Genomic DNA, 13,141 nt, shown 5'->3' on the forward strand with positions numbered 1-13,141 from the left:
AGTGCAGTGATACTGCTGGCAGGACATCGCGGTAACGGTGCCCCGGGTCCCGGCCTCACACACGCCGGTAAGCGAATGCGGGTCCCGATCTCCGGAAAGCCATAATTTTGGCAGAAATGTGCGGCCAATCAAAGCCCTTGGTCGACTTTAGGTTGCAGAAAATCCCTTTCTCACGTCATGCTAAAGTCTGATGAATCACCCGAAATCATAAGAAGACTGACACCATGACAAAATTCAGCCTGATCCTTGGGGGCGCCCTGCTCGCCATTTCCAGCCTGAGCCCGGCGGCCAAGTTCTATAAGTGGGTGGACGACAAAGGCGTTACTCATTACGACGCCCAGCCTCCACAGGGGGCGAACGCGACCGAAGTGAACACCCGCGCCAATGCCAGCTCGGATCAGAGCGAGGCCATCGAAGCCCTTGAGGCCAAAAGGGACGCAGCACAAAAAGCCAAGGAGGCTGCCGCCACCCGGGCCAGGGAAGAAAAACGACTGGAAACGGAGCCGGAAGCCGTGGCGCAAGAGCGTTGCGAGCAGCACCGCAAGAATCTGGAAACGCTGACCAACAAGCCCACCGTACGGCGCAAGAACCCGGAAACCGGCGAACTGGAAGTAATCGACCAGGAAGTCAGAGACCAAATGCTCGCCGAGACTCGTAGCGCTCTGGAAAAATGCGAGGCACGCTAATCCCGGGCAAACAGGCATTGCCACAAAAAAGCCGCCGGCATGACACCGGCGGCTTTTCTTTAGCCAAGCCCAAAGGGACGATTAGCGGTTAAAGGTAAAGCGCTCTTCTTCCACCCCTACGTGGATGGTATCGCCCTGAAGATACTCGCCCCTCAGTAGCGATTGAGCCAACGGGTTCTCCAGCTGCTGCTGGATCGCTCGCTTGAGCGGCCGCGCACCGTAGACCGGATCGAAACCGGCATCCACCAGCTTGTCCAGCGCCTCGTTGCTGAGTGCCAGGCCAATGTCCCGCTCCGCCAGTCTTTTTTGCAAAAAGCCCAGCTGAATCGACGCGATGCCCTTGAGCTGATCCTTCGCCAACGGATGGAATACCACGGTTTCATCCACTCTATTGATGAACTCCGGCCGGAAGTGATTACCCACTACCTCCATCACCGCGGACTTCATCGCCTCGTAGTCACTGGCGGACTCCACATCGGCACCCGCCAGTTTCTGGATCAGGTCAGACCCCAGGTTGGAGGTCATCACCACCACCGTGTTGCGGAAGTCCACAGTGCGACCCTGGCCATCCGTCAGGCGCCCATCATCCAGCACCTGCAACAGAATGTTGAACACATCCGGGTGGGCTTTTTCCACTTCGTCGAGCAAGACCACCGAGTAGGGCTTGCGACGAACCAGCTCAGTGAGATAGCCGCCTTCCTCATACCCCACATAGCCCGGAGGGGCACCCACCAGCCGTGCCACGGAGTGCTTCTCCATAAACTCGGACATGTCGATACGCACCATGGCCTCTTCGGTGTCGAACAGGAAGTTGGCCAGCGCCTTACACAGTTCCGTCTTGCCTACCCCGGTGGGGCCAAGGAACAGGAAACTGCCGTTGGGCCGGTTCGGGTCCGACAAGCCGGCCCGTGAGCGGCGCACTGCGTTGGCCACCGCTTCCACGGCTTCGTCCTGGCCGACGACCCGGTCGTGCAGGGCCTCCTCCATACGCAGCAGTTTGTCTTTCTCGCCTTCCAGCATTTTCGACACGGGAATACCGGTCCACTTGGCCACCACCTCGGCGATTTCCTCGTCAGTGACTTTGTTGCGCAGCAACTGGGTCTCTGCCTGGGCCTGCTCTTCACGGTCCTGGGCGTCCTGCACTTTCTTTTCCAGTTCCGGAATCTGCCCGTACTGCAGCTCGGACATGCGACTCAGGTCGCCGGCGCGACGTGCCTGCTCCATTTCCACCCGCGCCTGCTCCAGCTCTGCCTTGTATTCGGCGGCACCCTGCAATGCCGCTTTTTCCGCCTGCCAGATTTCTTCCAGATCCGCGTACTGTTTCTCCAGTTCGTCGATCTCGTCTTCCAGCTTTTCCAGCCGCTTGCGGCTGGCATCATCCTCTTCCTTGCGCAGCGCTTCGCGTTCCATTTTCAGCTGAATTAAACGGCGATCAAGACGATCCATTTCTTCCGGCATGGAGTCGATTTCCATGCGAATACGGCTGCCCGCTTCGTCAATCAGGTCGATGGCCTTGTCAGGCAGCTGCCGATCGGTGATGTAGCGATGACTCAAACGCGCGGCGGCGATAATCGCACCATCGGTGATGTCCACACCATGGTGCACTTCGTAGCGCTCTTTCAGGCCACGCAGAATCGCGATGGTGTCTTCCACCGTGGGCTCATCCACCTGCACTTTCTGGAAACGACGTTCTAGCGCCGCATCTTTTTCAATGTACTGGCGGTATTCGTCCAGGGTAGTGGCGCCCACGCAGTGCAGCTCGCCACGGGCCAGTGCCGGCTTAAGCATGTTGCCCGCATCCATGGCCCCGTCGCCCTTGCCAGCGCCGACCATGGTGTGCAGCTCATCGATGAAGAGAATGATGCGCCCTTCCTGTTTGCCCAGCTCGTTGAGCACGGCCTTCAGGCGCTCTTCGAATTCACCCCGGTATTTGGCACCGGCGATCAGTGCGGCCATGTCCAGTGACAACACTTGTTTGTCTTTCAAGCCTTCGGGCACTTCGCCATTGACGATACGCTGGGCCAGACCTTCCACGATGGCAGTTTTGCCAACGCCCGGTTCACCGATCAGCACAGGATTATTCTTGGTGCGGCGCTGCAACACCTGAATGGTACGGCGGATTTCATCGTCGCGACCGATCACCGGGTCCAGCTTGCCGGACTCCGCCCGCTCGGTCAGATTGACAGTGTACTTGTCCAGCGCTTCACGCTTGTCCTCGGCATTGGGATCATTCACCGCTTCCCCCCCGCGGACTTCCGCGATTTTTTCCGCCAGCACCTTGCGGGTCACCCCGGCATTTTTGAACAGTTTGCCCAGCTCGCCGTTATCGTCACAGGCCGCCAGCAACACCACTTCCGTGGACAGGTACTGATCACCACGTTGTTGCGCTTCTCGATCAGCAATATTAAGCATGCGGCCAGTGGCCTGCCCCATCTGCACATCGCCATTGAAATTATTCACTGTGGGTAGTTTGTCCACGGCCATATTCAGGGCGGTGATCACATCAGCACTGTTGGCACCGGCTTTTTCCAGCAAGGGCCGCGCGGCGCCGCCCTGCTGCTGCATCAACGCCAGCATCAGGTGGGCTGGCTCGATGGTGCTGTTTCCCTGCCCCACGGCCAGGGATTGCGCGTCTGACAGGGCTTCCTGCAGGCGAGCGGTGAGTTTGTCCATTCGCATTTGTCACTCTCCTATCCGGTCGTGATCCGCACAGCACCTCCCTGACGGCAAGGTCAATGCGATCACCGGTTATCTATCAACTGAGAGTTAGATGGGTCCGATTGGGCCAAACTCAAGAGCAATTAATAGTTAATAATGAATAGCTGCGCGTTCAGCGCTGTTGGAACGTTCAAACAATGAGGCCGCGCCCAAACTCTGGGCGCGGCCTCCTGCATTTAAGGTCAATCTAAAACCCTGTCGTGCGTTATTAATTATTCATTATTAACTATTAATTATTGACCACCGCCATCCAGCCAGATCAGCGACGCAAAACGCCCTGTCTCGCCTTCCTTGCGGTAGGAATAAAAACGGGACAGGTCACAGGCTGTGCAGAGATCCCCACCGTGAACATCGTCGACACCGAGCTGGGCCAGCTCGATGATGGCGGCGTGAGCCACCGAGAATCGCCAGTGGTTGGGGGTAGCATCTTTCTGGAAAGCAGGCTTGAACGCAGGCCGATTCTCGGTAAAGGCACGGTAGACCTCATCCCCCACCTGATAGCACTGCCCACAAATGGCCGGGCCCAACCAGGCGCTCACAGGCTCACCGTTGGGCGCAATACTGGCCACGCCTTCGGCAATAATACCGGCCTGAAGCCCCCGCCAACCGGCATGGACCGCCGCGACAGCCTTTCCATCAGTGCGAGCCAGCAGCACCGGCAGGCAATCGGCGGTCAGCACCACACAGGGCCAGCGTTGCTGGTCAATCCAGACCCCATCGGCCTCGTTATCCTGGGCATCGGCGCGTATCACCTGCTTGCCATGGACCTGCCATAACCAGGCGGCGGGGTGATCCGCCTGCAGAATTTTTTCCACATGATGACGGGCCTGCTCGACCCGGGCCGGCTGGTCGCCGCAGTTCAACCCCAGATTGAATCCATGCCAGGGCTTGGGGGAATGATCACCGGCACGGGTCGTCACGCACACCCGCACGGCCGGGTGTGGATTCCAGTTCGGGCATAGCCATTGGCTCTTGTCAGGCAGTGACATTGCAGGCTCCTTGGTCAGTCGGGGGAACACACCCCTTCCGCCACACGCAACTTGAACAGCACTCCGTGCTGAGACAGGCCGGGAGAACTGAAGTTTCCACCCATGGCATCGCCTCCGGTTCGCACTGGCGCACTGGTCGCCATGTCTGACTGGGCCACATTACCATGGATTCGGTGGGTGATGTCCGTCACTGAAACAGCTTGCTGGCCCAGTAGCGTCTCACAGCGGCGCCGCAGGTATCCATCCAGCACCGCCCAGTCTGTTCCTTTCTCCGCGTGGTAACTTACCGCGTAGGTCTGATCACCCAAAGGCTGATCCTGATACCCCTTGGCCCCATTCCAGGGGTAATAGCTACTGGCGCAGCCGGCCATCAGCAACGTCACCCCCAGCCATCCCATGCCTCCCCGAGCCAACCCCATACCCTTCACCTCTTATCACTCTTCTTCTTTGATATCGTTTTCCAGTGCGGCAATCAGCCCTGTCATATCCGCCGGCAGCGGCGCTTCGAATTCACGGTATTCGCCCGTGGCCGGGTGAATCAGCCCCAACTTGCGGGCATGCAGTGCCTGACGGGGGAACTTGTGCAGCGCCTGACGCAGCGCTTCAGTGGCCCCGGCAGGCTGCTTGAGGCGACCACCATAGAGCGGATCCCCCACCAGCGGGTAGTTACGATGCGCCATGTGAACGCGGATCTGGTGGGTACGGCCGGTTTCCAGCTGCACCTGAATGCGGGTATGGGCCCGGTAGCGATCCAGAACCCTATAGTGAGTCACCGCATTCTTGCCGCCGGTTTTCACCACTGCCTGCTTCTTGCGGTCCACCGGGTGACGCCCCATGGGTGCATCCACCTTGCCGCCCCCAGTCATCACGCCCACGGCAATGGCTTCGTATTGCCGGAACAGGCTTTTGTCCTGAAGCTGGGCCACCAGGCTCTGATGGGCCTCCAGGGAACGGGCCACCACCATCAGGCCTGTGGTATCGCGGTCCAGGCGGTGAACAATGCCCGCACGCGGCAAGCTGTTGAGCCGCTCATCAAGGTGCAGCAGACCGTTCAGCAGAGTGCCGTCTGCGTGCCCCGCAGCCGGGTGGACCACCAGCCCGGTGGGCTTGTTGATCACGATCAGGTCGTCATCCTGGTACACCACGTCCAGATCAATGGATTGGGGCTGATCATCCAGCTCCGGCTCAATTTCCACTTCCAGCGTCAGCGATTCATTACCGGTCAGCTTCTCTTTGGGCTTGGTCTTGGCTCCGTTGACCGTCAGCACGCCATTCTTGATCCAGGTCTGCAGGCGAGACCGGGAAAAGCCGTCAAACAGCTCTGCCGCCACCTGGTCTACCCGCTGTCCGGCGTGCTCCGGCTTCACCTGTTCGGTGCGCTGAATTTTTTCGCCGCCAAGATGTCCCATATAAAAGGTTCCTCAACCTGTGCTTAAATACCGAATTCGCGAATTGTAACCCGTTCAACGAGGAAAGAATGCCACGACTTTTATGGCCACTACTGTGCGTACTGATTCTGGCCGGCTGTGCCGGCAACCCGGAAGATCGCCCGGAACTAACCGAGGCCGATCAATATCGGGAGGCCAGCGAGTCCATTGAATCGAAAAACTACCTGACGGCCATTGACCAGCTCAAGGAGCTGGAGGCACGCTTTCCGTATGGGGATTATGCCGAACAGTCTGCACTGGACCTGATCTACGCCCAGTACAAATCCGTGGACTACCCGGCCACCGTGGTGGCGGCGCAACGCTTCATGCGCAACTATCCCGCGCATCCTCGCATGGACTATGCCCTCTACATGCGCGGGCTGGCCAACTTCAACATGGAGAAGGGCCTGTTTGACAACATGGTCACCTCCGATCGCTCCAGCAAGGATATGGACGCCGCGAAGGACGCCTTCCGCGATTTCGAGCGACTGGTCGCCCGCTTCCCGGACAGCGAATACTCTCCCGATGCCCGCGCTCGCATGGTCCACATCCGCAACCAGCTGGCCCGTCAGGAGCTGCACGTGGCCCGTTACTACGCACGCCGTGGCGCCATCGTTGCCTCCATAAACCGGGCACAATACGTGGTCAAACACTACCAGCAGACCCCGGCGGTGGAAGAAGGCCTGGCCATTATGACCAAAGGTTACCAGCGGCTGGAGCTGCCCGAGCAGGCAGAGAAAAGCCGCGCCGTGCTGGCCCTGAACTGGCCAGACAGTGCCTTTCTGGATGACGACAAGCAGGTGGATCTGGCTTGGTGGCCGGATGAAGATGAAGGACTGTTGAGCCTGCTGACGTTTGATTTACTTTAAGAGACGCCGCACGCTTCACGCTAAAGAGCCCGCAACTGCGGGCTCTTTTTGTTTTACGTGTAAGCGTGTGGCGTGAAGCGTGCGGCGTCTCTTGCTAATCCCCCGGCCGCCAGCCATTGGTGATGGGATACCGCCGATCCTTGCCGAAAGCACGACGGCTAACACGGGGGCCAACAGCGGCCTGGCGGCGTTTGTACTCATTACGGTCGGTAAGTTTCACCACCCGGTAGACCGTCTCGCGGTCAAAACCGTCACGGATCACCGCTTCCGCGCTCATGTCCTGCTCCACGTAACGTTCCAGAATCGCATCCAGCTCGTCATAATCAGGCAGTGAATCACTGTCCACCTGATCCGGGGCCAGCTCGGCAGACGGCGGGCGGGTGATTACCCGTTCCGGAATGATCTCGGCGCCGGCCTGCTGGTTACGCCAGCGGCACAGGTTAAACACGGAGGTCTTGAAAACATCCTTGAGCACCGAGAAGCCCCCGGCCATATCGCCGTACAGGGTGGCGTACCCCACTGCCATTTCGCTCTTGTTGCCGGTGGTCAACACCACGGAGCCATTTTTATTGGAAAGCGCCATCAACAACACCCCACGGCAACGGGCCTGGAGGTTCTCTTCAGTGGTATCCCGGGCGGTGCCGGCAAACGGCTCACTGAGGATATCCATAAAACCATTGAACGCGGCCTCAATGGGCAACACGCGATAATGAACGCGCAAAGTACGCGCCTGCTTCTCGGCGTCTTCCAGGCTCATGGCAGAGGTATACTGGAACGGCATCATCACCGCCTCTACCCGCTCCGGGCCGAGGGCATCCACCGCCACGGCCAGCGTCAGGGCAGAATCGATCCCGCCAGATAGCCCCAACAGCGCGCCCTTGAAACCGTTCTTGTTCACATAATCACGGGTCGCCAACACCAGTGCCTGGTACATACCCTCTTCCGCCCCCGGCAACGGCAACTCTTCGCCGCAAGGCTCGCAGTGCCCGCTCTGGCATTGCACATCCACCGGCACCAACGCCTCGGTAAAACTGGCGGCCTGTACGCAACGGTTACCCTGGCTGTCGCAGACGAACGAGGCCCCATCGAAAACCAGCTCGTCCTGCCCGCCAACCAGGTTGCAATACAACACCGGCAGCCCGGTTTCCCGGCTGCGAGCTTGTACCTGGGCGAAACGCTCATCGGCCTTGTTGGTGCGATATGGCGAGGCATTCAGGTTCAGGATCAGATCGGTGCCAGCCTGCTGCAATTGGGCCGCCGGGCCATCGTGCCAGATGTCTTCACAGATAGTGATGCCCAGCGTCCAGCCATCAATATCAAAGGTGCAGGTATCCGAACCCGGCTGGAAATAACGCTTTTCATCAAAGACCCGATAATTGGGCAGGTGCTGCTTGAAATACTCATGACGGGGGCTGGCCTCACCGGGAAACACCACGCCGGCCGCATTACGGCGGTGCCCGTTGCGCACCGCCGGATAGCCCAGCACCACGGGCACCGAAATCGCCGCACCAATGTCGGCCAGCGCCGCATCGACCCGGCTGTTCAGGCTGGGGCGCAGCAACAGGTCTTCCGGCGGGTAACCGGTGAGCATCAGCTCTGGAAACAACACAAGGTCCGCGCCCAGCAGCCGGCGCGCTTCGTCTGCCGCGGCAATAACGCGCTGGGCGTTCCCTTCGATATCGCCCACCAGCGCGTTCTGCTGGGCCATAATAATTCGCATGATCAACCGGCCTTTCCTCAAGTGAGCGCTGATTGTACTCTTTAGAACCGGCTTGGGGTCTATACGCAGCCGCGCCGGCGGTAATTTTTTCGCCAGGTCGTGACTGCGATTGTGATGTGTAGTCATTCTACATAAGCAAGAGCAATCGCGGGCTGGCGGCAAAAGGGCCCCGGCCTTTCGGGTTGCCGCTGAAAATGGCGCCATGCTGTGTTGTAAACCTTGAACTTGACCCGTCAGGCCCTGCAGTTTACGCCTTGCCTGGCGCCATTTTCAGCGGCAACGCGGCTGCGTATAGACCCCAAGCAGGTTCTTAGCCGGCAATCGATGAATGCGCTAAAAACACAGAACACGGCCACATCTGACAAAAACACCGAACAAAGGGGAGCTCCATGGGCCTGATTCGCCTGATTATTATCGCCGCCCTGATCTATCTGGCCTGGCGGGTCATAAAACGATTACTGGCCCAGGCCCGTCCCACGGAATCCGACAATAACGCCGGCAACCCGCAGATCATGGTCAAATGCGCGCAATGCGGCGTTCACGTCCCAACCCCCGAAGCCTTCAGCCACAACGGCCAACACTTCTGCAGCCAGGACCATCAACGTCAGTATCTGGAACACCATGACCGCTAGCCAGGGCTGGACACCGGCACGCATTTACAATGTCTATCGCATTGCCATCGCCTGTGTGCTTCTGCTGCTGCACTACGGACCGGACAAGGCACTGCTCGGCACCCATTTCCCGGCCCTTTTCGAAACCACGCTTTTTCTCTATCTGGGCCTGACACTGGCCTCTGCCACCCTGGACAACCGCCGGTATCAGCGGGCCTTCCCTGCCTGGGCGCAACCGGCGGCGTTAATCAGCGATCTGGGCATGCTGACGCTGGTGGTGCACTCCAATGGCGGGCTGGAAGGTGGCCTGGCGGTGCTTTTGCTGGTGACCGTTGCCGCCGGCAATATTCTGTTGCGCGGTCGACAGGGCTTTCTTATTGCTGCACTGGCGACCCTGTCCGCCATGTTCGAGCAATTCTATTTTTCCATCCACTCTCAGCTTTCATCCCCGTTTGCCCTGACCGAATCCGGTTTACTTGGCATTGCATTCTTCATGGTGTCGCTGATCATTCAGCAAATCGCCCAACGCCTGGAACAGACCGAAAAAATCACCAGGCAGCAGCAGGTCGCCATTGAACGACTGGAAGCACTGAACCAACAAATTGTGCAACGTATGCGCACCGGCATTCTGGTTTTCGACGACACCTTCCATGTCCTCATGTCCAACCAGTCCGCCAATAATCTGTTTGACAACCCGATGCTGGGCAAACACCTGCCCGACTCCCTGACCAGCCGCTTCCAGCGCTGGCAAGACAACCCGCTTCTGCCCTTGCCCACCCTGCGCGTCTCGGAACAATCCCCCGTACTTAGCCCACGGTTCGCACAGCTGGATACCGGGCACGAAAGCCTGACCTTATTATTTCTGGAAAATACCGCACAAGTGGCGCAGGAAGCCCAGCAAATGAACCTGGCGTCGCTGGGCCGTCTGTCTGCCACCCTGGCTCACGAAATCCGCAACCCGCTCAGTGCCATCAACCATGCCACGGACCTTTTACTGGACGACGACCCCAGCCCGGAAGATCAGCACCTGCTGCAAATCATCCGCAACCATGTGACCCGGGTTAACGGCATCATTCATGACGTCCTTGACCTGTCACGCCGCCCCAAGGGCCAGGCCGAGCGCTTCACCTTGACGACACTGATTCAGGAAGTGATTGCGCAATGGGAAATGAAAGGCGCCACGGGTAGCTTCAGCCTGCATTGCCAGCCCGACGTGGAAGTCCGTTTTGATCGCAGCCAGCTTATTCAGGTTCTGGACAATCTGATCGGCAATGCGCTTCGCCATGGCGGCACCCCCTGCACTGTTACACTGCTGTGTGGCCACCACGACCGCACCGGCCTGCCTTGGCTAAAAGTTCAGGATAATGGCCAGGGCATCAGCAAAGAGGCCATGAATTACCTCTTCGAACCCTTTTACACCACCGCCAAAGACGGCAACGGGCTCGGCCTCTATTTGTGCCGGGAATTATGCCATGCCAACCAGGCCACACTGGACCTTGAGGAAACCCCGAAAGGCGCCAGCTTTGTGATAACCTTTGCTCACCCGCACCGACAATTTCAATAACAGAATCGCCTATGAGTGCAGATACCCCCCACGTACTGGTTGTTGACGACGAAGCTGACCTGCGCGAACTGCTGGTCATCACACTTGGCCGCATGAAGCTTCAGGCCACCGCAGCCGACTCCCTGTCTGCCGCCAGGCAGCAGCTCAAAGATGCGCATTACGACCTCTGCCTGACCGATATGAATCTGGGGGATGGCACAGGCTTGGAACTTCTCCAGTTCATCTCACAACACTGCCCAACCATGCCCACCGCCGTTATCACCGCCTACGGCAGCATGGAAACCGCCACCGATGCGATGAAATACGGCGCCTATGATTTCATTGCCAAGCCTGTGGCACTGGACCGGTTACGGCAGCTGATCGAAGACGGTCTGGGCATCAGCGAAGTCGAAGAACACCGTGAAGAAGAAGACAATCTGATTGGTGACGCCCCCAGCATGGTGGCACTGAAAGCCCAGGTTCGAAAGCTGGCCCGCAGCCAGGCTCCCATCTATATCAGCGGCGAGTCAGGCAGTGGTAAAGAACGTATTGCACGGCTGATTCATACTCTCGGGCCACGCCGGGAAAAACCGTTTGTTGCAGTCAACTGCGGCGCTATTCCGTCAGAGCTGATGGAAAGCGAATTCTTCGGCCACCGCAAAGGTGCATTCACCGGCGCCGTGGAAGACCGAAAGGGGCTGTTCCGCGAAGCCGACGGCGGCACCCTGTTTCTGGATGAAGTCGCCGACTTGCCACTCCATATGCAGGTCAAGCTGCTGCGCGCCATTCAGGAAAAATCCGTGCGCCCGGTAGGCGAAGCCAAGGAATTCCAGGTTAACCTGCGCATTCTCTGCGCGACCCACAAGAACCTGGAAGATGAAATGGAAGAGGGTCGCTTTCGCCAGGATCTCTTCTACCGGCTGAATGTTATCGAAGCGCACGTGCCGCCGCTGCGCGACCGCCGTGAAGACATTCCCAAACTGGTTCAGCATATTCTCAACCGGCTCAGTCAGGCCTGGGACATACCACCACCCAGCGTCAGTTCTGACGCGCTCAACGCCATAGAAAATTACGCTTTTCCCGGCAACGTCAGGGAACTGGAAAATACGCTGGAGCGGGCGCTAACCCTGTGCGACGGCAACACCATTCTGCCGGAACACCTGCGCCTGGCATCAGGCCGTTCGACCGCAGCTGCCCCCCGCCATAACGCCCAGGCATCGACAACCACACCATCAACGAGACCTGGCGACCAGCCTCTGGAAGACTTTCTGCAAGACATTGAAAAGCAGGAAATCCTCAAGGCCCTGGACGCTACCCACTGGAACCGCACCGCCGCCGCCAAAAAACTCGGCATGACCTTTCGCTCATTGCGTTACCGGTTGAAAAAGCTGGAACTGGATCGGGACGAGGGCGAGACAGAAGATAACGAATAAGGCTCAGGGTCGGTAAAGGGCAGCTCACCGGCTATCAGTTGGGCGAGCAGTTCCGCACTGGCCGGTGCTGACACCAGCCCGTTGCGATAATGCCCCACCGCGGCATACACACCGCTGGTACCGGGCACCAGGCCAATGAACGGAATATCCCGCTCACAACCCGGCCGCACCCCTGCCCAGTGAAAAGCCGGCGAACAGGATGCCAACTCCGGCCATAATGACGCAGCCAACCGCTCCAACTGATAACGCCCGGCAACCGTGGGATAGGTGGTATTGTCACCTTTCCTCAGCGTTGACCCTACCAGCACAGAACCATCCTGCCGGGGTATCAAATACCCTCTCTCCGTCAACATGACCGCAGGCACCTGGCCGGGCTTCATACGAAAAAGAAGCATCTCCCCCTTTGCAGGAAAGAGCGGCATCGCTATCCCCATCGGTAGCAAAAGCTGCGCCGCCATATGCCCGGCACTGACAACAACCGTATCGCCTTGCCATTTCCTGCCATCAGCGGCCAGAACCCGTGCCCCCACCCTGGTGGGCTGCACCCGGCTGACCACTGCCGATTGAAAACGAACCCCCAACCGCTGCAAATGCGCACGCAGCACTTTCAATAGACCGGGGTTACGAATATTGCCCAGTGACGGAAACAGCAGCCCCGCCCCGGCAGCAGACTCTGGCATCTGCTCACTGGCCGACACTGACTGTACTGGGACCTGCCAGCGCCGAGCCCACTGGTGGGCAAGAGCCGCATCATCACCGCCCGTTTCCACCCACAGGCCTCCACAATGCAGCAGCGCCTCGCAGCCCGAAATGCCCGCAGCATCGCTCTCATCCAGTATCTGTTGATAGCGGGAAAAAGCATCCACGGACAGACGGGTCATGGCATCGGAATAACGCCAGGCATACAACGGAGAAAGAATGCCGCCACCCGCCCAGGAAGCCGGGGGATAGTGAGTCGGAGCGTCAATAATCGTCACCGCTCTTCCACGCCGTGTAAGCTCAAGCGCACCAAGAAGGCCGACAATTCCACCACCTACAACGAGTACATCTGACATGGCAATACGAGGAAACGGAAGACACTAAGGATGGCAACGATAGCATAACCACCAGGCGTATTCTTCCGTAGGCTTCCATAGCAGTGTCAC

The 13,141-nt window shown here is 58.7% G+C and carries 11 protein-coding genes; 5 read left to right on the plus strand and 6 right to left on the minus strand.

Going from position 1 to position 13,141, the window contains the following annotated elements; all coding sequences use genetic code 11:
- Positions 1 to 224 precede the first annotated feature (224 nt).
- Complete coding sequence (locus CL546_RS05020) at positions 225 to 686, plus strand: DUF4124 domain-containing protein (protein ID WP_290493374.1); 462 nt, start codon at positions 225 to 227, stop codon at positions 684 to 686.
- Positions 687 to 767: 81 nt separating this feature from the next.
- On the opposite strand, the gene clpB is transcribed toward CL546_RS05020, so the two are convergent.
- The 4 genes from clpB to rluD all read right to left on the minus strand — a co-directional run bounded on the left by clpB (position 768) and on the right by rluD (position 5,802).
- Complete coding sequence (clpB, locus tag CL546_RS05025; RefSeq protein WP_290493376.1) at positions 768 to 3,365, minus strand: ATP-dependent chaperone ClpB; 2,598 nt, start codon at positions 3,363 to 3,365, stop codon at positions 768 to 770.
- A 272-nt stretch (positions 3,366 to 3,637) separates the two neighbouring features.
- On the minus strand, positions 3,638 to 4,393 hold the full coding sequence (gene pgeF / locus CL546_RS05030) for a peptidoglycan editing factor PgeF (RefSeq protein ID WP_290493378.1): 756 nt from the start codon (positions 4,391 to 4,393) through the stop codon (positions 3,638 to 3,640).
- Positions 4,394 to 4,407: 14 nt separating this feature from the next.
- A complete protein-coding gene (locus CL546_RS05035) occupies positions 4,408 to 4,812 on the minus strand; it encodes a hypothetical protein (RefSeq protein WP_290493379.1) in 405 nt (134 codons plus the stop codon).
- Positions 4,813 to 4,827: 15 nt separating this feature from the next.
- Positions 4,828 to 5,802 (minus strand): 23S rRNA pseudouridine(1911/1915/1917) synthase RluD, encoded by a 975-nt coding sequence (gene rluD, locus CL546_RS05040; protein WP_007148636.1) that lies wholly within the window; start codon positions 5,800 to 5,802, stop codon positions 4,828 to 4,830.
- A 68-nt stretch (positions 5,803 to 5,870) separates the two neighbouring features.
- On the opposite strand from rluD, the gene CL546_RS05045 reads away from it, so the two are divergent.
- Positions 5,871 to 6,689, plus strand: a complete 819-nt coding sequence (locus CL546_RS05045; protein ID WP_007148454.1) for an outer membrane protein assembly factor BamD — start codon at positions 5,871 to 5,873, stop codon at positions 6,687 to 6,689.
- A gap of 94 nt (positions 6,690 to 6,783) precedes the next feature.
- On the opposite strand, the gene CL546_RS05050 is transcribed toward CL546_RS05045, so the two are convergent.
- The gene (locus tag CL546_RS05050) at positions 6,784 to 8,409 is read right to left on the minus strand and encodes an NAD+ synthase (RefSeq protein WP_290493382.1); all 1,626 of its coding nucleotides are present in this window, start codon (positions 8,407 to 8,409) and stop codon (positions 6,784 to 6,786) included.
- 389 nt (positions 8,410 to 8,798) lie between these two features.
- Here CL546_RS05050 and CL546_RS05055 point away from each other — a divergent pair, with 389 nt between their 5' ends.
- Genes CL546_RS05055 through CL546_RS05065 form a run of 3 tightly spaced genes read left to right on the plus strand, consistent with a single transcriptional unit; the run spans position 8,799 to position 11,996 of the window.
- On the plus strand, positions 8,799 to 9,041 hold the full coding sequence (locus tag CL546_RS05055) for a PP0621 family protein (RefSeq protein WP_290493383.1): 243 nt from the start codon (positions 8,799 to 8,801) through the stop codon (positions 9,039 to 9,041).
- Positions 9,031 to 10,584, plus strand: a complete 1,554-nt coding sequence (locus CL546_RS05060) for a sensor histidine kinase (RefSeq protein WP_290493385.1) — start codon at positions 9,031 to 9,033, stop codon at positions 10,582 to 10,584. Before CL546_RS05055 ends, CL546_RS05060 begins: the two co-directional genes overlap by 11 nt.
- Before the next feature lie 11 nt (positions 10,585 to 10,595).
- A complete protein-coding gene (locus CL546_RS05065) occupies positions 10,596 to 11,996 on the plus strand; it encodes a sigma-54-dependent transcriptional regulator (protein WP_290493387.1) in 1,401 nt (466 codons plus the stop codon).
- Here CL546_RS05065 and CL546_RS05070 read toward each other — a convergent pair.
- Positions 11,936 to 13,051: an NAD(P)/FAD-dependent oxidoreductase gene (locus CL546_RS05070; RefSeq protein ID WP_290493388.1), complete on the minus strand. Its 1,116-nt coding sequence runs from the start codon at positions 13,049 to 13,051 to the stop codon at positions 11,936 to 11,938. The genes CL546_RS05065 and CL546_RS05070 overlap by 61 nt on opposite strands.
- Between the last annotated feature and the right edge of the window lie 90 nt (positions 13,052 to 13,141).

Source organism: Alcanivorax sp. (assembly GCF_002726155.1).
Taxonomy (GTDB): domain Bacteria; phylum Pseudomonadota; class Gammaproteobacteria; order Pseudomonadales; family Alcanivoracaceae; genus Alcanivorax.

What these genes read in the sequence shown, in the direction of transcription:
- CL546_RS05020 (WP_290493374.1), top strand. Translation starts at nt 225, where the DNA reads ATGACAAAATTCAGCCTGATCCTTGGGGGCGCCCTGCTCGCCATTTCC.
- clpB (WP_290493376.1), bottom strand. Translation starts at nt 3,365, where the DNA reads ATGCGAATGGACAAACTCACCGCTCGCCTGCAGGAAGCCCTGTCAGAC.
- pgeF (WP_290493378.1), bottom strand. Translation starts at nt 4,393, where the DNA reads ATGTCACTGCCTGACAAGAGCCAATGGCTATGCCCGAACTGGAATCCA.
- CL546_RS05035 (WP_290493379.1), bottom strand. Translation starts at nt 4,812, where the DNA reads ATGGGGTTGGCTCGGGGAGGCATGGGATGGCTGGGGGTGACGTTGCTG.
- rluD (WP_007148636.1), bottom strand. Translation starts at nt 5,802, where the DNA reads ATGGGACATCTTGGCGGCGAAAAAATTCAGCGCACCGAACAGGTGAAG.
- CL546_RS05045 (WP_007148454.1), top strand. Translation starts at nt 5,871, where the DNA reads ATGCCACGACTTTTATGGCCACTACTGTGCGTACTGATTCTGGCCGGC.
- CL546_RS05050 (WP_290493382.1), bottom strand. Translation starts at nt 8,409, where the DNA reads ATGCGAATTATTATGGCCCAGCAGAACGCGCTGGTGGGCGATATCGAA.
- CL546_RS05055 (WP_290493383.1), top strand. Translation starts at nt 8,799, where the DNA reads ATGGGCCTGATTCGCCTGATTATTATCGCCGCCCTGATCTATCTGGCC.
- CL546_RS05060 (WP_290493385.1), top strand. Translation starts at nt 9,031, where the DNA reads ATGACCGCTAGCCAGGGCTGGACACCGGCACGCATTTACAATGTCTAT.
- CL546_RS05065 (WP_290493387.1), top strand. Translation starts at nt 10,596, where the DNA reads ATGAGTGCAGATACCCCCCACGTACTGGTTGTTGACGACGAAGCTGAC.
- CL546_RS05070 (WP_290493388.1), bottom strand. Translation starts at nt 13,051, where the DNA reads ATGTCAGATGTACTCGTTGTAGGTGGTGGAATTGTCGGCCTTCTTGGT.